This is a genomic window from Nocardia sp. NPDC059228, from assembly GCF_042754245.1.
Classification (GTDB): Bacteria; Actinomycetota; Actinomycetes; order Mycobacteriales; family Mycobacteriaceae; genus Nocardia.
Window position 1 is genome coordinate 428,661 of sequence record NZ_JBHZAL010000002.1, and the last position, 17,111, is coordinate 445,771.

Here is a 17,111-nt window from a genome sequence, read left to right on the forward strand (position 1 = left end):
TATCTCAGTGTCGAAATCCGTAGCGGGGCAGTCGGCGGAGTCCCGGCCGGATCCGGCTGTCCACCGTCACGGCCAGTCCGGCGTGCACGGCCGCCACGGTGAAGTCGGACGCCTCTTTCCAGGTGGCCGCGTATTCCATGGTGAGTTCGGCCCCTTCGTCGGGCCCGCCGAGATACACGGTGACGCGATGGGTGAGCGCCTCCCCGATGCTGTCGAACAGAACCTTGCCTTCGGTGATGCCGGCCATGCGTGCTGCTCCTCGAGTAGTGGCGTGGAGACGCGCGAGCCGACTCCTTTGGCGGCTGCGCGTCTCTGTAACCGAAGGTAACCGGATTGGCCTGTACGGGAACATGTTCCGGATTCGACCTTGGAAATGTCACAAGCGCGGCGCGAGGGTAGTTGTTACGCGTTGGAACAGAAATGTTGACTACTGTGCGGCCGGCGCGCAGGTGTGGAGCGTGCAGGTTCCGGTGCCCGACCATCTCACCGCCGCCGTCCTCGGTCTCCCGCCCGCGCTCGCCTGGCTGGATGCCCGCCTGCGCGGCGAGCCGGCACCGACCAACTGCTGAACCCGCCGGCCGATTGCCGACGGTCCGGCCGACCGCCACAGGTCAGCAGCCCGCCGCCTGATAGGTGCGGGCCACCAGCGCCGAACGCAGGTACCACAGCCCCGACGCCTGGGTGGGATCGAACCCGGTCAGCTGTCCGATCCGCTTGAGCCGGTAGTCCACGGTATTGGTGTGCACGTGCAGCATGCGCGCCGTGCGCTGCCGGTTCAGGTTGTTGCTGATGTGCGACTGCAGCGTCTCCAGCAGCTCGGCGTGCTCGTCGAGCGGATCCAGCAGCGACCCAAGATGATCGCGGCCCGGTCCCGGACGGGTGAGCTGATATTCCAGTGCCAGCTCGTCGAAGCGGAACAGCCCGCGCACCAGCCGCAGCCGGTGCACGATGTCGAGCAGCTCGTGCGCCTGGTCGGCGGCATCCGGAATCTGTTGCGGCGCAGCGGAAACCAGCGTCGCGGTGATCGGCACCCGGGCCGCCCGCGACAGCTGCTCGACCAGTTCGTCCAGCTGCTGGTCCGCGAGCGCCGTGACCGGCACCAGCAGCGTGCCGCCGTCCACGCTCAGCAGCGACAGCACGCGGTCGGGATACCGGTGGGCCAGTTCGGCCTGTATCCGGCGCAGCTTGCGCCGCGCCACCACCGCACCGTCCACGGTGGGGGAGTGCTCCTCGGGATGCTCGGGAATCGCCAGCGCCAGTACGTGATACGTCTCGGCGATCTCGATCCCGCATTCGCGCGCCATGGTGGAGGTGCTGTGCCCGCCCAGCAGCGCGGAGGTGAGCGTGTGCACGGCGGTGTGGTGTTCGCTCACCACCGACCGCAGCTCCCGCACATAGGCCATGGCCACCGCAGAGGTCATCCGGTCCAGCAGCTCCACCACGAGTTTGGCCCCGCCCATGATGCTGTCCATGTCGGCGGCCGCAATGACCAGCGTGACATCGCCGTCGTCGTCCTCGCGGCGCACGTGCCCGGCCATGGCATTGGCCATCACCAGCTCCGACCCGATCTTGAAGCCCTCGTGGATGGCGTGGTGGATGGTGTCGATCGGAATGCCCTCGCGCGCCCACTGCGCGGCCGCCTCCTCCAAACGCTTTGTCTTCTCCGGAATGTCGCGCCCGTCCAGCATGCCCACCGCCAGCTCCAGGCAGGTGCGGGTGATGGCTGTGACGTCGCCGTGAATGGCGTCGCCGGGCAGCGTCCCGCACGGCGCGACGGTTTCGACGAAATGCCCCACCATGTGCTGCGCGAGCCCGCGCACATCCTTGAGCGGCGACGATATCGGGTTGCCCGACACGGTGAGCCCCGCCCGGGCCGGAATTCCCACGGACATCCGTGACTCCCTTCCACCCCCGGGTTGTGCCCCTTCCGGGACCTGAAACGCTAACGGATGCCGCCGGTACCAGCGGCCGGATCGATCTCTCCTGTGAGGCACAGTAATGCGCTTTCGGCGCTCTTGTGACTTCTCACATGCGCCAGGCCGGCCCCGCATGACGGCCGGGCAGCGTCGACGCGGGGCAATTCGCGTGGACACGCGGGTGAAACGGGCGCCCGACCGAGGCGTGAGAGCGCCACCGGGGTGATCTATCCGACTCCCCTCGGAACGGAATCCTGTCAGCCCGGGTGGACATTCCCGGGGCGGTGATCAGCCCAGGTGGCTGGTGTCGTTGTACGAGGTGAGCCGCATCCCGGAATCGCCTCGCTCCCAACGGGTTATGGACGCGTTGCGGACCTGGGCGCTGGTCTGGACGCTGATCTCGGCCTCGCTCAGATCCCCGAAGATGTAGCGGGTCAGCACGATTGCGATGTCATGGGTGAAAACCAGGACATGGCCGTGCATTTCGCGGAGCACGGCCCGCAGCCGGAGCGCGACGTCGGGCCAGGATTCGCCGCCCGGCGGGCGATGGTAGAAGCCGCCCGAGCGCTGCATCTCCCGGAATTCGTCCGGGTAGCGGCGCTGAATGCCGATTCTGGTGAGCCCGAACAGCACCCCGGGCTCCCGGTCCCGGATCCGCTCGTCGAAGTGCACGGGCGGCGTCGACAGGAAAACGAGCGCGATGCGGGCGGTCTCGCGGGCGCGCAGGTACGGCGAGCAGAGCACCAGGTCGAAGCCCGGATCGAACCCGGCCAGCCGTCTCCCGGCCGCCGCCGCCTGCGCCGCGCCCAGCTCGGTCAGCGGCACGTCGGCATCCCGTGTGCCCGTGATGAATTCCTCCGCCCCGGTGTACGGCGCCGCGTTGACGGTGCTCTGGCCGTGTCGCACCATGGTCAGTGATTCCAGTCCCGCTCCCGTCGCGTCCACCCATATATCGTGCGCGCAACCATCGCCGACCGCCCGGTGAAATGGTGAGTTTGCCCAATGACCACACTCGGTGACCCCCGCGATGCCCGGACCGGTCCGCCGGTGCGACTGGACGAACTGCCGCTGGGTCCCGTGCAGTACAAGCTGCTCGCGCTGGTCGGCGCGGAGATGACGGTCTCCGACGGCTACCTGTCGGAGACCATGCCCGCCGGGTGCGCGGGCGGATGATCGCCGTCGCCTACACCCTCGGCTTCTGCGCGGTCCCCGCCGTCGGCTTCCTGGCCCGCTGGCTGGTGCCGCTGCGGCCCCTGGGGATCGTCGGCCGGCGCTGGCTGTTCATGCTCGGCGGCGTCGGCGCGGCGCTGGTGTTCGTGGCGGGGCGGCACATGCCGGAGTCGCCGCACCGGGAGGCGGATCCGCGCACCGGGTTTCGCTACCGGTGCGCGGCGACCGGACTGCCCACCGTGATGTCGGCGGGCGGCAGCCACAGCGTGGCGATGGTGCCGCCGCCGACCGCGGGCTCGATGGAGGCATTGCCGCCGTGCGCCTGCGCCACCCAGGCGACCAGCGCCAGCCCGATGCCATTGCGCCCGCTGCGCCCGGCCGCGCCGCGATTGAACGGGCTGGCCGACATGACCGGATCGACGCCCGGGCCGTGATCGCGAATGCTGACCCGCCCCTCCGCCACGTGCACCTCGACCGGCGCGGCCCGGTTCACCGCGCCGTGGGTCAGCCCGTTCTCCAGCATGTTCCGGATCGCCAGGCTCAGCAGCTGCGGATCGCCCACCACCACGCTCGGGTGCGCGGTCACCACGATGCGCTCGTCGGCGGCCTCCTCGGCCACCGCCTCGGCCAGCTGATCCAGTCGCAGCAGGGTGCGCTCGGGTTCGGCGATGCCGGACTGCATGCGGGCGCGGGCCAGCAGCCCGGTCACCAGGCGCGCCATCCGATCCGCGAGCCGGCGCGCCTCGGCCAGCGTCTGCTGTACCTCCTCGGGCTTGGGCCGGGATTCGGTGAGCAACTTCAAGGTGGTGAGCGGCGTACGCAATTCGTGCGCGGCATCGCCGAGGAACTGCTCGTGCTCGTCCAGCATGCGCAACGCCTGCCGCTGGCTGCGCCCGGACAGCAGGAAGGTGGCCGCCGCCGACAGCAGGACCAGCAGGCCACCGCCGGCGATCAACTCCCACACCAGGATTCGATGCGCCCCGGCGTCGGCCATGGCCTCGGTCCCGGCCAGGATGACCACGATGCTGTCCCAGTCGTTCCAGAACACCGGGGCGCCCGCCACCGTCACCGAGCGGCCGGTGATGTCGGTGCCCGCGAACCGGCTGCCCTGATAGAGCAGGCCGTCGGCGTGATCCTCGGTTTGCGTTGCGAGCGTGGAGATCTGGGTGTCATCGGGCATGAGCGAACGCTGGTAGGTGTGCGCCTGCTTCCACGGCTCGCCCGGTTTGCGCACCGCCACCACGACCGCCGTCGAACCCTTGGCCAGCTCGTCGTCGATGACGGTGGACAGGTCCAGCACCTGCTTGTCGTCGTGCTGAATGGCCCGGGCCAGCCCGCCCGCCACCTGCTCGGCCTGATCCTGCGCCCTGGTTTGGCGCGCGTGCGCGTCGATGGAGGCGGCCACGAAGCCGAACACCAGCACGGCCGTCGCGGTGATCACGGTGACCAGCGCGGTCATGATCCAGCGGGCCCGCTTCAGCCGGGCCACGGCGGGGGAGCGGTGCGCGCTCACGAGATCCCGCCGCCGATGAGGAATCCCGTACCCCGCACGGTCTCGATCACGCTCGGCTCCCCGAGCTTGCGGCGCAGCTTCGCCACCACCGCGTCCACCACATTCGAAGCGGGCTCGGCCATTTCGTCCCAGCAGCACTCGATGAGATCGGTGCGGGTCACCACGCTGCCGCGCCGGGTCGCCATGAGCTCGAGCACCGCGAACTCCTTGGGGGTGAGCATCAGCATGATGCCGGCGCGGGTGACCCGGCGGCGCATCAGGTCGATATCGATGTCCGCCACCGCGATTCGCGACGCGGTGGGCTGTTCGCGGCGGCGGCACAGCGCCCGCACCCGCATCACCAGCTCCGGCAGCGCGAAGGGTTTGGTCAGGTAGTCGTCGGCGCCGTGCTCGAAACCGGCCAGCCGATCGTCGAGCCCGTCGCGGCCGGTGAGCATGAGCGCGGGCACCGTGTGCCCGGCGCTGCGCGCCCCGGCGACCAGGTCCAGGCCGTCGCCGTCGGGCAGGCCGCGATCCACCACCAGGCAGTCGTAGCGATTGATGGCGATCTTGAAATCCGCGTCGGCGATGCTCTGGGCGAGGTCGACCGCGAACCCGGCCGAGCGCAACCCATCGGTCACCTCACGGCAGAGTTGGTGGTCGTCCTCCAGCACCAAAACACGCACAGAGGCAGAGAGTAGGGCATCCCGGACGCCTGCCCAACGGCTGCGGCGTCCGGATCGGCGAAAAATGATCGGAAAATGATCCGACGGCAAACCGGCGCGCTACCACCGGCTTCCGACCCTCTCACGGAACCGCCCGCCAGGTCGAGGGTCGCAGGCAACCCGCTGTATCCTGAACGCGGTTGTTTCTGTCAGCGGCTACCGAGAGGGGGTGAGGTGCATGCGCGGCGAACCTCCCAGTCGAAGGCCGTGTGGCATCGCCCCCCGAATCCGTCCTTAGCTTCGCTGGCGGCGGTGGGTGCGGTGCCCGCGGTGTGCCCCGGTGCCTCCCATCCACTCTTTACTCGCCGTTCGGCCGAGGACTCCGCCATGACGCAGACCGACCTGCACCCTGTCGTCTCCGATGTGCGCCGCCCCGAAGGGGATTCGCTGTGCGACATCGTCGACCGCCGCCACCTCACCCCCGCCGTGGAGTGGCTCGACAACCACCCGCCGCACGTCATCGCCGAGCAGCTGGCCCGCATGGACGCGGTCACCGCCGGCATGGCCTTCCGGCTGCTCGACAAGGACCGCGCGCTGGCCGTGTTCGAGGAACTCGAGCCCGTCGACCAGCAGCAGATCCTGTCCGGCCTGCGCGATCAGAGCTTCCGGGACCTTGTCGAGGACATGGACCCCGATGACCGCGCCCGCATGCTGCGCGAGGCGCCGGCCAAGGTGGCCAAGAAGGTTCTGGCCGGGCTCAGCCCGCGCGAACGGCGCATGACCGCCACCCTGCTCGGCTACCCGGAGGGGTCGGTCGGGTTCTACATGACGCCGGAAGTCGTTGCGCTGCCGCGGAATCTGCCCGTCACCGAGGCGCTGCAGACCGTCCGGACCAAAGGCGGCACCGCCGAGACCGTCTACACGCTGCCGGTCGTGGACGCGGGCCGCCGCCTGATCGGCGTGGTCGAACTGCGCGATCTGGTGCTCGGCTCACCGGACGCCATGATCGCGGATCTGGTTGTGGCCGAACCGGTCTCGGTGCGCGCCACCGACTCGGCGGAGCGGGCGGCCCGGCTCATGCAGGGCGCCAACCTGATCAACCTGCCGGTGGTGGACAGCGAGGACCGCCTGGTGGGCCTGCTCACCATCGATGACGCCGTCGAGGTCATCGAGGCCGCCGACTCCGAGGACATGGCCCGGCAGGCCGGCACCACCCCGTGGTCCGGGCACTACATGGCCGCGGGCGTGTTCCAGCTGGCCCGCTACCGCGCCCTGTGGCTGATGCTGCTGCTGGTCGCCGCGACCCTGACCGTCACCGTCACCAACTTCTTCGAGCCGACCCTCGAACAGGCCGCGCACCTGGCGCTGTTCATCCCCCTGCTCATCGGGTCCGGCGGCAATGCGGGCGCCCAGGCCGCGACCACCTGCGTGCGCGCGCTCGCGGTCGGTGAGGTCCGGGTCTCGGACCTGTTCGCCGTGATCTGGCGGGAATGCCGGGTCGGGCTGCTGCTGGGCTGCATGCTGGCCGCGGTCGGCATGGTGATCGGCACGCTGTTCGTGGGCGTGAAGATCGCCGTGGTGGTGGGCATCGCACTGGTGATCATCTGCGCCTGGGCGGCGACCATCGGCGGAACCATGCCGCTGCTGGCCAAGAAACTGCGCATCGACCCGGCCGTCATCTCCGCGCCCATGGTGACCACGCTGGTGGACGCGACGGGGCTGGTCATCTATTTCACGACCGCGAAACTAGTACTGGGCATCTGATCGGCAAACTTGGGGCTGGTTCGGACACGCCGACCCCGGGTCGCTGTGACGGATTGCACCGCTGTAATTTTCTGCAGTCGGTGGCGTGCTTGCCCATCCCCTTCTCGCATCCTCGCAGGACAGCGCGAGGACACGTGAAGACACAACTTCTTGTGCTGCGTGGGGATGTCACCTACCAGTAGTAGTGTTCAGGGTAAGGGAATTCCGCAGGGTCCGGTGAGCTGAGAAGGGTGTGTGAGCGGGCGTGAAACTGATCGATCGGGTGACGGCGATCAACTGGAACCGCGTGCAGGACGAGAAGGATGCCGAGGTCTGGGATCGGCTCACCGGCAACTTCTGGTTGCCGGAAAAGGTCCCGGTCTCCAATGACATCCCGTCCTGGAACACGTTGACCGCCAATGAGAAGCAACTCACCATGCGGGTCTTCACCGGCCTCACCCTGCTCGACACCATCCAGGGCACGGTCGGCGCGGTCAGCCTCATCCCCGACGCGCTGACCCCGCACGAGGAGGCGGTGCTCACCAATATCGCCTTCATGGAGTCGGTGCACGCCAAGAGCTACAGCTCGATCTTCTCCACGCTGTGCTCGACCCGCGAGATCGACGAGGCCTTCCGCTGGTCCGAGGAGAACCGGAACCTGCAGCGCAAGGCCGAGATCGTGCTGGAGTACTACAACGGCGAGGACCCGCTCAAGCGCAAGATCGCCTCCACCCTGCTGGAGTCGTTCCTCTTCTACTCCGGCTTCTACCTGCCCATGCACTGGTCCTCGCGGGCCAAGCTCACCAACACCGCCGACATGATCCGCCTGATCATTCGCGACGAGGCCGTGCACGGCTACTACATCGGCTACAAGTACCAGAAGGGCCTCGAGCTGGTCTCCGAGGCCGAGCGCGAGGAGCTCAAGGCCTACACCTTCGAGCTGCTGTTCGAGCTGTACGAGAACGAGGTCGAGTACACCCAGGACCTCTACGACGAGGTCGGCCTCACCGAGGACGTCAAGAAGTTCCTGCGCTACAACGCCAACAAGGCCCTGATGAACCTCGGCTACGAGGGCCTGTTCCCCAAGGACGAGTGCGACGTCAATCCGGCCATCCTCTCGGCGCTTTCGCCCAACGCCGACGAGAACCACGACTTCTTCTCCGGCTCCGGCTCCAGCTACGTCATCGGCAAGGCCGTCAACACCGAAGACGAGGACTGGGAGTTCTGACAAGTCGCGGCGCTCGACCCGATGACGCGGGGAAGTCGCCACCCGGCCGAGCGCCGAACGCGAAGTTCACCAGCGAGATCGTGAACTTTTCGTGATCACGGGTGTTCCCCACGGTCAGACATGGCAAACGGCCCCGGGCATAGATTCGCTCGGGGCCGTTTGCCGACCGCAGCAACTGATTTCGCAACGGTCGGGGTAACTCACCGGGTACGACCAGAATCGGTTTGCTCCCCAACCGCCGGCACGCGTGCCCAACGGTTGACGGCTCTCTGCCGCGCGCGGAAGGTCCGGGGAGGCGGGGGAGCGCGCTCAGTCGGTGACGTATCCGTTGAGGTTGTTGCGGACGTCGTCGAGCAGGGCCCGGGCGGCGGTGATGCCGCTGCCGTGCCAGATGGTGTCGTCGACGGCGAACTCGCGGCGGTCGCTCACGGCGGCGAGCTGTTTCCAGTTGTCGCCCTTCATGATCGACTTGCCGTAGTCGAGGCCCTCCTTGCCGTCGAACATGAGGAAGATGAGGTCGCCCTCGATCCGGTTGCGGGCATCCTGGCTGCTCAGGCTGGTCACGTCGAAGGAGTCCCCGCGCTGCGGCTGCGGCCGCTGCACGCCCGCGTCACCCAGCACCTGCGCGGCGAAGCTGTTGCCGCCCTGCACCTGAATGACATCGGGCTCGAAGCGGATCACCGACGCCTGGGTGAGGGCGGCATTGGCGGCCACGCCCGTGTCCTTGGCGGCCGTGCGGTAGTCGTCGAGCGCCTTGACTCCGGCGGCCTTGCGGTCCATGGCCTCCGCGAAACCGGTGAAGGTGGCCTGCCAGCCGTTCTCCGCACCGACCAGCACCGTCGGGGCGATGCCCTTCAATGCGTCGTAGTGCGAGCTGTCGGAGGCCGGGCCGATGATCAGATCCGGCTTCAGCTCCGCGATCTTCGCCGGATCCGGATTGCCCGCCGGGCCGACCGAGGGAATATCGATGACGCCGGTGCCCAGGTAACCGGGCTGCGGCGCGGGACCGGCCAGCGTGGTCGCGCCGACCACGCGCTCCCACAGCCCCAGCGCGCAGGTGGCGTCCAGGGCGGACGTGGAGAGCACCACGATGCGCTTGGGATCGGCCGGCACCTCCGAGGTGCCCGCGGCATGGGCGACGGTCTTCGTGCCCGCGGCCGAGTCCGGGCCGGACGGCAGCGGGCACGCCTTGGAGGTGTCGCGCTCGATCCCGACCACACCCGCACCCGCGATATTCGTGGTGGTGCGCACGATCGAGGCGGAGTTGTCATCGGTCTTGCCGCATCCTGCGACCAGACCCACTGTCAGCAACGTGGCCGCCGAGACCAATCCCACACTGCGCAAATGCCGCAAGGATCGCCAATGGGGAGCGACCAGGGGAGAGAAGGTGGAGGCGAACGTGTTTCGGGTGGAAGCGGACTCGCGCACCGGCATGCGGGGCAGCCTACAGCCGTGCCCGGCGACTCCCAATTACGACACCGGCGCCGCCGAAATACGACACAGAGTAGGACCCGGAGCGAGCGCTGCCGGAACACGGTTTACGATCTGTCACAGCGCAAGCCACCGTCGTTCGTCATGTGCCGAACCGGACGCCGGAAGCAGCGTACGAACGATGGCATACCTGTGGAGGTTTCGTGACTGCCGTAGAACCGCGGCCGGCCAGCCTTGTGGAGGCGGCTCGGCCCTATCCTCAAAGGACGGGTCCGAAGGGATCGTTCATCTACAAGATGGTCACCACGACGGACCCGAAGGTTCTCGGCGTCATGTACCTGGTGACGGCCATGTCCTTCTTCATGGTCGGCGGCATCATGGCGCTGCTCATGCGCGCCGAACTGGCGCGCCCGGGCATGCAGTTCCTGTCGCCGGAGCAGTTCAACCAGCTGTTCACCATGCACGGCACGATCATGCTGCTCTTCTACGCGACCGCGATCGTGTTCGGCTTCGCCAACATCATCCTGCCGCTCCAGATCGGCGCCCCTGACGTCGCCTTCCCGCGTCTGAACGCGTTCAGCTACTGGCTGTACCTGTTCGGCGGCACCATGGCGACCGCCGGCTTCATCACCCCCGGTGGCGCGGCCGACTTCGGTTGGACCGCCTACGCCCCGCTGTCGGACATCGTCCACTCCCCGGGCGTCGGCGGCGACCTGTGGATCCTGGGTCTGGCCGTCTCCGGTCTGGGCACCATCCTCGGTGGCGTCAACATGCTCACCACCGTGGTCTGCCTGCGCTGCCCGGGTATGACCATGTTCCGGATGCCGATCTTCACCTGGAACATCGCCGTCACCTCGGTGCTGGTGCTGCTGGCCTTCCCGCTGCTCACCGCGGCCCTGTTCGGCCTGGCCTACGACCGTCACCTGGGCGGCCACATCTACGACCCGGCCAACGGCGGCGTGCTGCTCTACCAGCACTTGTTCTGGTACTTCGGCCACCCCGAGGTGTACATCATCGCGCTGCCGTTCTTCGGCATCGTGTCGGAGATCTTCCCGGTCTTCAGCCGTAAGCCGATCTTCGGTTACACCACGCTGGTCTACGCGACGCTGGGTATCGCGGCGCTGTCCATCGCGGTGTGGGCGCACCACATGTACGCCACCGGTGCCGTGCTGCTGCCGTACTTCTCGTTCATGACCTTCCTCATCGCGGTTCCGACCGGTGTGAAGTTCTTCAACTGGATCGGCACCATGTGGCGCGGTCAGCTCACCTTCGAGACCCCGATGCTCTGGTCGGTCGGCTTCCTGGTGACCTTCCTCTTCGGTGGTCTGTCCGGTGTCATCCTGGCCTCGCCGCCGCTGGACTTCCACGTGTCCGACACCTACTTCGTGGTCGCGCACTTCCACTACGTGCTCTTCGGCACCATCGTGTTCGCCACCTTCGCGGGCATCTACTTCTGGTTCCCGAAGATGACCGGCCGCATGATGGACGAGCGCCTCGGCAAGTGGCACTTCTGGGCCACCTTCGTCGGCTTCCACACCACGTTCCTGGTGCAGCACTGGCTGGGCAACATGGGTATGCCGCGTCGCTACGCCGACTACCTGCCCTCGGACGGCTTCACCACCCTGAACACCATCTCCACGATCGGTGCCTTCATCCTGGGTTCGTCGATGCTGCCGTTCATCTGGAACGTCTTCAAGTCCTACCGCTACGGCGAGGTCGTGACCGTGGATGACCCGTGGGGCTACGGCAACTCCCTCGAATGGGCCACCTCCTGCCCGCCGCCGCGGCACAACTTCTACGAGCTGCCGCGCATCCGCTCCGAGCGTCCCGCGTTCGAGCTGCACTACCCGCACATGGTCGAGCGCATGCGCGCGGAGGCCCATGTCGGCTGGGGCTCCAAGTCCCACACCGTCAAGGAGCTGGAGAAGGTTTCCAGCTAGTCTCGACACCTGAACACCGACGCGGCACCCGTCTGAGGACGGGTGCCGCGCTGTTTTCGGAGAGGGAGGGCCGACCCGACCTCGGGCGTCCCGCACTCGTATCTCCCGCTCGTAGGGCCGCCCGGCTTCCGTCAGACGCGCGCACTGTGCAACAGTTGTCATGTGCATGATTGCGGGTCGGCGGCGGCCGGGAACCAGCGCGACCGCGCGCCGCGATGTCGGGCATCTGACCGACTTCACCGCGACCCCGCGAATGCTGTTCATCGCGGCCCTCGCCGTCCCCATCGGAGCGCTCGGCGGCTGCGCGGCCTGGGCGCTCTCCCGTCTCATCGCGCTGATCACCAATCTGGTCTGGTACCAACGGCTCAGCGCCGATCCGGTGTCCGCCGGCGCGACGCACCACAATCCGCTGCTGATTCTCGGCGCACGGCCGGGCTCGTGACCACCACGAGGAGCATGCCGCCCAGCGCATTCTGCGCCTGCCGACGATCCGGCCCTCCCGCGTCGGGGCCGGAGCGACGGCCTGGCGCCATGCGCGATGTGTTGCTATTGGCTGATGGAGGATCCGGGAGCGATGTCGGAAACGGGACTGCCCACCGAGTGGTCGCGTGCGCTGGGGCTGCGGCTGCCGGTGGTGAACGCGCCGATGGGCGGGGTTGCCGGTGGCAGGCTGGCGGCGGCGGTCGCGGCGGCCGGTGGCCTGGGCATGATCGGGATGGGGAGCGCGGGCTCGGTGGAGGCCCTCGAGCGGGAACTGCCGCATGTCGCCGACGCTGCCGGTCCGGTAGGGATCGGTCTGGTGGATTGGGTGACGGCCGCCCGTCCCGGGCTGTTCGAGCTCGCCCTCTCGGCCGCACCCGCGCTGCTGTCGGTGAGCTTCGGGTCCGACCTGTCGTGGGCCGATCGGGCTCGTGCCGCCGGAATCCGCACGGCGACACAGGTTTACACCGTCGACGATGCCCGGCGTGCGCACGATGCCGGCATCGATGTCCTGGTGGCACGCGGTCTGGAGGGCGGTGGGCACGGCGCTCCCGAACTGGCGACGCTGCCGCTGCTGGAGGCCGTGCTCGACGCGGTGCCGGGTCCGGTGCTGGCCGCCGGTGGAATCGGGTCGGCGCGCGGGGTCGCCGCGATGCTGGCCGCCGGAGCCTCGGGAGTGTGGCTGGGGACCGCCCTGGCCGCCTGTACCGAATCGCTGCTGTCGCCGGGCGGCCGCCGGGCCCTGCTCGCGGCCGAGGACACCGACACCATCGTGACGCGGACCTTCGACGTGGGCATGGAACTGCCCTGGCCGCAACGCTTTCCGGCCCGGGTGTTGCGCAACGACTTCACCGCCCGCTGGCACGACCACCTCGGCGAGCTGGCCGGTGACACCGCCGCGCGGTCCGAGCTGACCGCCGCCAATACCGCCGACGACCCGCGTATCGCCCCGGTCGACGCCGGGCAGGGCGTCGGCCTGGTCACCGCGGTGCGCCCGGTCGCCGACGTACTGACCGAAATGTGTTCGGGCGCCGCACGCCTGCTCGGTCGCTGACGCACCGGCTCTCGGTCGGCGGTCGCCCTGACCTCCGGTGGCCTGGTCGCTGACCTCGGGCAGCGTGATGCCCGCCACCGTCGGCGGCGGTCGGCGCGGTCCCGTTCGCGCCGACCTGACAGAATGAGCTGCCGCCGCATGCCGGGCGGGACAGGCAGTCGCATGGAACGGAGTTATCGATTGAGCGCGTCTGACACGACGGTTCTGGTCACGGTCACCGGACCCGACAAGCCGGGCGTCACATCGGTACTGCTGGCCGCCCTGGCCAATAGCGCGGTCAGTCTGCTGGATGTGGAGCAGGTCGTGATTCGCGGCCGGCTCACCCTGGGTGTGCTGGTGTCGTGTCCCACCGATCCCGAAGCGCTGCAGGATCAGCTCGAGGACGCCATGGCGTCCATCGGCATGGATGTCGATGTGGAGATCGGGGCGAGCGCCGTCTCGGGCGCCAAGCTGTCCACCCACGCGGTCGTGGTGCTGGGTTCGCCGGTCACCGCCCGCGCCTTCAGCGCCATCGCGCGCAAGCTGGCCGCGCAGCGGGTGAACATCGACTCCATTCGCGGCATCGCCGACTATCCGGTCACCGGCCTGGAACTCATGGTCACCGTCCCCACCGCCGACGCGGACGCCGAGACCGAGCTGCGCACCGCGCTGGCCACGGTGGCCGCCAAGGAGAGCGTGGACGTCGCCGTCGAGAAGGCGGGCCTGGCGCGACGGGCCAAGCGGCTCATCGTGTTCGACGTGGACTCCACCCTGATCCAGGGCGAGGTCATCGAGATGCTGGCCGCGCACGCCGGTGTCGAGGAGGAAGTCCGCAAGGTCACCGAGGCGGCCATGCGCGGCGAGATCGACTTCTCCGAATCCCTGCGTCAGCGGGTGGCGACGCTGGCCGGGCTGGACGCCTCGGTCATCGACGAGGTCGCCGAGCGGATCGAGCTCACCCCCGGCGCCCGCACCACCATTCGCACCCTGCGCCGCCTGGGTTTCCGCTGCGGCGTGGTGTCCGGCGGTTTCCGTCAGGTCATCGAGCCGCTGGCGCACGAACTGGAACTGGACTTCGTGCAGGCCAACACCCTCGAGATCCGCGACGGCAAGCTGACCGGCGCGGTGGTCGGGGAGATCGTGGACCGGGAGGCGAAAGCCGTTGCGCTGCGCCGATTCGCGGCCGAGACCGGGGTGGCCATGGATCAGACCGTGGCGGTCGGCGACGGCGCCAATGACATCGACATGCTCAATGCCGCCGGGCTGGGCATCGCGTTCAATGCCAAGCCCGCGCTGCGCGAGGTCGCCGACGCGGCGCTGTCGCATCCGTTCCTGGACGCGGTGCTGTTCATCCTGGGCGTCACCCGCGACGAGGTCGAGGCGGCCGATGCCCGCGACGGCGGCATCCGCCGGGTGCCGCTGCCGCGCTGAGGCGTATGGGTCCTGCCGCGCTGAGGCGTATGGGTCCTGCCGCGCTGAGGCCGGCAACGCGTCCAATCCGGTTGCGGCACTCGCAGCTCCGCTCTCGGTACCGTGGTCGGGGAGTCCGGTCACGACCGAAGGAGAGTCCGTGCGCGTGCGTATGCCGCTGGCAGTGGTGATGGCCGCGCTGGCGCTGGCCGGCTGCGGCAATTCGACCTCGTCCGAGCACGAGCCGGTGCGAGTCGGCGCCGACTCCGACGGCAAGGACGTGAGTCTCGCGGTCGGCCAGGGACTGATCATCACCCTCGAGGCCAACCCGACCACCGGGTACGCCTGGATGCTGGGCGGTCTGGATCAGAACGTGGTGAGGCAGAACGGCTCGCCGGAATACGAACCGGACCCGAATCCGGACGGCAAGGTCGGGGTCGGCGGTCGATCGGTGTCGAATTTCGTGGCGGTCGCTGCGGGTTCCACCCGATTGCGCCTGGAATACAAGCGAGCCTGGGAACAGGGTGTGGAGCCGGCCGAGAGCTTCACCCTGAACCTGACGGTTCATTAGCCCGAACAGTTGTGTAGGAGTGGTTGTGTCGAGCGTCGGATCCACCATCGATGCCGGTTTCGTGGCCAGGCACGCGGAATTGGCGCGGGGATATGGCGGCGGAGGCGATCCGGCGGACCCGGCGCTCGTGCAGGCCATGCAGATGGTGCTGCACATTCCGAAGAACGATCCACCGGCGCGCAGCGCACTTCTGGCAGCCGCCGCTTCGGCGGTGGTGGCGCTGTGCCTCGACGAGCGGGTCGGGCCCGATGGGGAGTGGGAGGAGCGCTATCTGACCTGGAAACGCTCGCGTATTCGCAAGGTGGCGCGGCGGGCGCGCGGGGCGCAGTGGCTGGCGGCGCAGGAAGTCGACGGTGTCACAGTCGATTTCGCGGGTGCGCAGGCGCGGGCACTGGTGCCGGGACCGGTCGGCGAGGTGGATCCGCGCATCCGGCGCCTCCAGATCAGCGGCACCGAGCTGCCCGTCACGGAGGAGATCGCAATCGATCCGGAATCTCCGGTGCTATGGGTGAACGCGGAACTGGGTATGACTGTAGGGAAGGCCGCGGCACAGGTAGGGCATGCCAGTATGTTGCTGGCAGGCGCTCTGCCGGCGCAGCGGGCGTATGCGTGGGCCGCACAGGGATTCCGGTGCACCGTCGCGGAGGCCGATCCGGGCCGCTGGGCGGAGTTGCAGCGGCGGGTGGCCGAGGGCAGCGCGGTGGCGGTGCGCGATGCCGGTTTCACCGAGGTGGCACCGGGGTCGACGACCGTGATCGCGGTGGCTTAGTGCGGATGTCGCACTAGCGAAACCGGATGGTCGGCGCACTGACCTATATGGGCAGTGCATATCGACTTCCCCGGACGGGTCGGCAAGGATCGATTCACGTTTCCTCGAAAGGAAACCACCGAAATGACAACACTGCTGGTTGTTCTCATCGTGTGGGCGGCGCTCTCGGTCCCGGCGGCACTCATTCTGGCGCGCATGTTCCGGTCCACCCGGGCGGATGCGCGGGACCGCGGGTTGGCGGACCCGGAGCGCGAACCGTCGGAATTCGATGGTGGCGCACACGAAATCGCTTATCGCCATCGCAATTCCGGGGAGGACACGCACCGAGTTTTCCCACCACGTTGACGAGCGTCCCGGGTGGTGGGCCAAGATGGACCCCGTGCCGCAACCGGATCCCGATCTGCTCATCGATTTCAGCGACGTCACCGTCCGACGTTCCGGACATACCCTGGTCGGTCCGGTCACCTGGCAGGTGGAATTGGACGAGCGCTGGGTCGTGCTCGGCCCCAACGGCGCCGGCAAGACCTCGCTGCTGCGCATGGCCGCCGCCGAGATGCACCCCACCTCCGGGGTCGCCAACCTGCTCGGCGAGACCCTGGGCCGGGTCGACATCAACGAGCTGCGCCCGCGCATCGGCCTGTCCTCGGCCGCCATCGCCAGCCGGGTGCCGCTCGACGAGAAGGTCGCCGACCTGGTGGTCTCGGCCGGCTACGCGGTGATGGGCCGCTGGCGGGAGAGCTACGACGACATGGACACCGACCGGGCCGTCGACATTCTGGAAAGCCTGGGCGCGGAACACCTTTCCGATCGCGCCTACGGGACGCTGTCGGAGGGGGAGCGCAAGCGGGTGCTCATCGCCCGGGCGCTCATGACCGATCCGGAACTGCTGCTGCTCGACGAACCGGCCGCCGGACTGGATCTGGGCGGGCGTGAGGAGCTGGTCGAGCGGCTCGGCGATCTGGCCGCCGATCCGGACGCGCCCGCCACCGTGCTGGTCACCCACCACGTGGAGGAGATTCCGCCGGGCTTCACCCACGGCATGCTCCTCAATGAGGGCAGTGTGGTCGCGCAGGGTCTGCTCACCGATGTGCTGACCTCCGAGAACCTGAGTGACGCGTTCCGCCAGTCGATTCAGCTGGACCGTATCGAGGGGCGCTACTTCGCGCGCCGCAGCCAGCGCTTCGGGCGGCACCGCAACCGCTGAAAGCTGCCTCCCGCAACCTGTCTCGCGGACCGCGGCGCGCTGCGATTGCATCCGCCGCC

At 68.5% G+C, this 17,111-nt stretch carries 16 protein-coding genes and 1 pseudogene; 11 read left to right on the forward strand and 6 right to left on the reverse strand.

The window, feature by feature from the left end; genetic code table 11:
- Positions 1-4: 4 nt before the first annotated feature.
- Positions 5-247, reverse strand: a complete 243-nt coding sequence (locus ACFXKA_RS05830; RefSeq protein WP_364613198.1) for a hypothetical protein — start codon at positions 245-247, stop codon at positions 5-7.
- Between the two features lie 181 nt (positions 248-428).
- Between ACFXKA_RS05830 and ACFXKA_RS05835 the strand changes: the two are divergent.
- Positions 429-569, forward strand: a pseudogene (locus ACFXKA_RS05835) (lipase family protein); the annotation flags it as partial.
- Between the two features lie 42 nt (positions 570-611).
- Here ACFXKA_RS05835 and ACFXKA_RS05840 read toward each other — a convergent pair.
- Together ACFXKA_RS05840 and ACFXKA_RS05845 are read right to left on the reverse strand one after the other, a co-directional pair.
- Positions 612-1,892 (reverse strand): PucR family transcriptional regulator, encoded by a 1,281-nt coding sequence (locus tag ACFXKA_RS05840; RefSeq protein ID WP_379426289.1) that lies wholly within the window; start codon positions 1,890-1,892, stop codon positions 612-614.
- 312 nt (positions 1,893-2,204) lie between these two features.
- A complete protein-coding gene (locus ACFXKA_RS05845) occupies positions 2,205-2,861 on the reverse strand; it encodes a histidine phosphatase family protein (protein ID WP_379426290.1) in 657 nt (218 codons plus the stop codon).
- A gap of 57 nt (positions 2,862-2,918) precedes the next feature.
- Here ACFXKA_RS05845 and ACFXKA_RS05850 point away from each other — a divergent pair, with 57 nt between their 5' ends.
- Positions 2,919-3,089, forward strand: coding sequence for a hypothetical protein (locus ACFXKA_RS05850; RefSeq protein ID WP_379426291.1), 171 nt, complete (start codon positions 2,919-2,921; stop codon positions 3,087-3,089).
- A 205-nt stretch (positions 3,090-3,294) separates the two neighbouring features.
- Here the strand turns inward: ACFXKA_RS05850 and ACFXKA_RS05855 are convergent, their stop codons facing one another.
- The gene (locus ACFXKA_RS05855) at positions 3,295-4,599 is read right to left on the reverse strand and encodes a HAMP domain-containing sensor histidine kinase (protein ID WP_354835108.1); all 1,305 of its coding nucleotides are present in this window, start codon (positions 4,597-4,599) and stop codon (positions 3,295-3,297) included.
- Entirely contained in the window at positions 4,596-5,264 is a 669-nt protein-coding gene (locus ACFXKA_RS05860) for a response regulator transcription factor (protein WP_354835110.1), read from the reverse strand. The genes ACFXKA_RS05855 and ACFXKA_RS05860 overlap by 4 nt, the downstream gene beginning before the upstream one ends.
- A gap of 366 nt (positions 5,265-5,630) precedes the next feature.
- On the opposite strand from ACFXKA_RS05860, the gene mgtE reads away from it, so the two are divergent.
- Both mgtE and nrdF read left to right on the forward strand, forming a co-directional pair.
- Complete coding sequence (mgtE, locus tag ACFXKA_RS05865) at positions 5,631-7,007, forward strand: magnesium transporter (RefSeq protein ID WP_379426292.1); 1,377 nt, start codon at positions 5,631-5,633, stop codon at positions 7,005-7,007.
- 244 nt (positions 7,008-7,251) lie between these two features.
- Complete coding sequence (gene nrdF / locus ACFXKA_RS05870) at positions 7,252-8,214, forward strand: class 1b ribonucleoside-diphosphate reductase subunit beta (protein WP_379426293.1); 963 nt, start codon at positions 7,252-7,254, stop codon at positions 8,212-8,214.
- Positions 8,215-8,523: 309 nt separating this feature from the next.
- Here the strand turns inward: nrdF and ACFXKA_RS05875 are convergent, their stop codons facing one another.
- On the reverse strand, positions 8,524-9,648 hold the full coding sequence (locus tag ACFXKA_RS05875; protein WP_379426294.1) for an ABC transporter substrate-binding protein: 1,125 nt from the start codon (positions 9,646-9,648) through the stop codon (positions 8,524-8,526).
- Positions 9,649-9,848: 200 nt separating this feature from the next.
- Between ACFXKA_RS05875 and ctaD the strand changes: the two genes are divergently transcribed.
- The 7 genes from ctaD (at position 9,849) to ACFXKA_RS05910 (ending at position 17,052) form a co-directional block, all read left to right on the forward strand.
- Complete coding sequence (ctaD, locus tag ACFXKA_RS05880; protein WP_354835118.1) at positions 9,849-11,585, forward strand: cytochrome c oxidase subunit I; 1,737 nt, start codon at positions 9,849-9,851, stop codon at positions 11,583-11,585.
- Positions 11,586-11,751: 166 nt separating this feature from the next.
- Complete coding sequence (locus tag ACFXKA_RS05885; protein WP_379426295.1) at positions 11,752-12,027, forward strand: hypothetical protein; 276 nt, start codon at positions 11,752-11,754, stop codon at positions 12,025-12,027.
- Between the two features lie 132 nt (positions 12,028-12,159).
- Entirely contained in the window at positions 12,160-13,119 is a 960-nt protein-coding gene (locus ACFXKA_RS05890) for an NAD(P)H-dependent flavin oxidoreductase (protein ID WP_379426296.1), read from the forward strand.
- Positions 13,120-13,299: 180 nt separating this feature from the next.
- Complete coding sequence (gene serB, locus ACFXKA_RS05895; protein WP_354835124.1) at positions 13,300-14,529, forward strand: phosphoserine phosphatase SerB; 1,230 nt, start codon at positions 13,300-13,302, stop codon at positions 14,527-14,529.
- Positions 14,530-14,668: 139 nt separating this feature from the next.
- A complete protein-coding gene (locus ACFXKA_RS05900) occupies positions 14,669-15,079 on the forward strand; it encodes a protease inhibitor I42 family protein (RefSeq protein WP_379426297.1) in 411 nt (136 codons plus the stop codon).
- A gap of 25 nt (positions 15,080-15,104) precedes the next feature.
- A complete protein-coding gene (locus ACFXKA_RS05905) occupies positions 15,105-15,848 on the forward strand; it encodes an aminoacyl-tRNA hydrolase (protein ID WP_379426298.1) in 744 nt (247 codons plus the stop codon).
- A gap of 370 nt (positions 15,849-16,218) precedes the next feature.
- Positions 16,219-17,052 (forward strand): ABC transporter ATP-binding protein, encoded by an 834-nt coding sequence (locus ACFXKA_RS05910; RefSeq protein WP_354835130.1) that lies wholly within the window; start codon positions 16,219-16,221, stop codon positions 17,050-17,052.
- Positions 17,053-17,111: the final 59 nt, after the last annotated feature.

Coding starts and splice junctions, on each gene's coding strand:
- ACFXKA_RS05830 (WP_364613198.1), bottom strand. CDS start 247: ATGGCCGGCATCACCGAAGGCAAGGTTCTGTTCGACAGCATCGGGGAG.
- ACFXKA_RS05840 (WP_379426289.1), bottom strand. CDS start 1,892: ATGTCCGTGGGAATTCCGGCCCGGGCGGGGCTCACCGTGTCGGGCAAC.
- ACFXKA_RS05850 (WP_379426291.1), top strand. CDS start 2,919: ATGACCACACTCGGTGACCCCCGCGATGCCCGGACCGGTCCGCCGGTG.
- mgtE (WP_379426292.1), top strand. CDS start 5,631: ATGACGCAGACCGACCTGCACCCTGTCGTCTCCGATGTGCGCCGCCCC.
- ACFXKA_RS05875 (WP_379426294.1), bottom strand. CDS start 9,648: ATGCCGGTGCGCGAGTCCGCTTCCACCCGAAACACGTTCGCCTCCACC.
- ACFXKA_RS05885 (WP_379426295.1), top strand. CDS start 11,752: ATGATTGCGGGTCGGCGGCGGCCGGGAACCAGCGCGACCGCGCGCCGC.
- ACFXKA_RS05890 (WP_379426296.1), top strand. CDS start 12,160: ATGTCGGAAACGGGACTGCCCACCGAGTGGTCGCGTGCGCTGGGGCTG.
- ACFXKA_RS05910 (WP_354835130.1), top strand. CDS start 16,219: ATGGACCCCGTGCCGCAACCGGATCCCGATCTGCTCATCGATTTCAGC.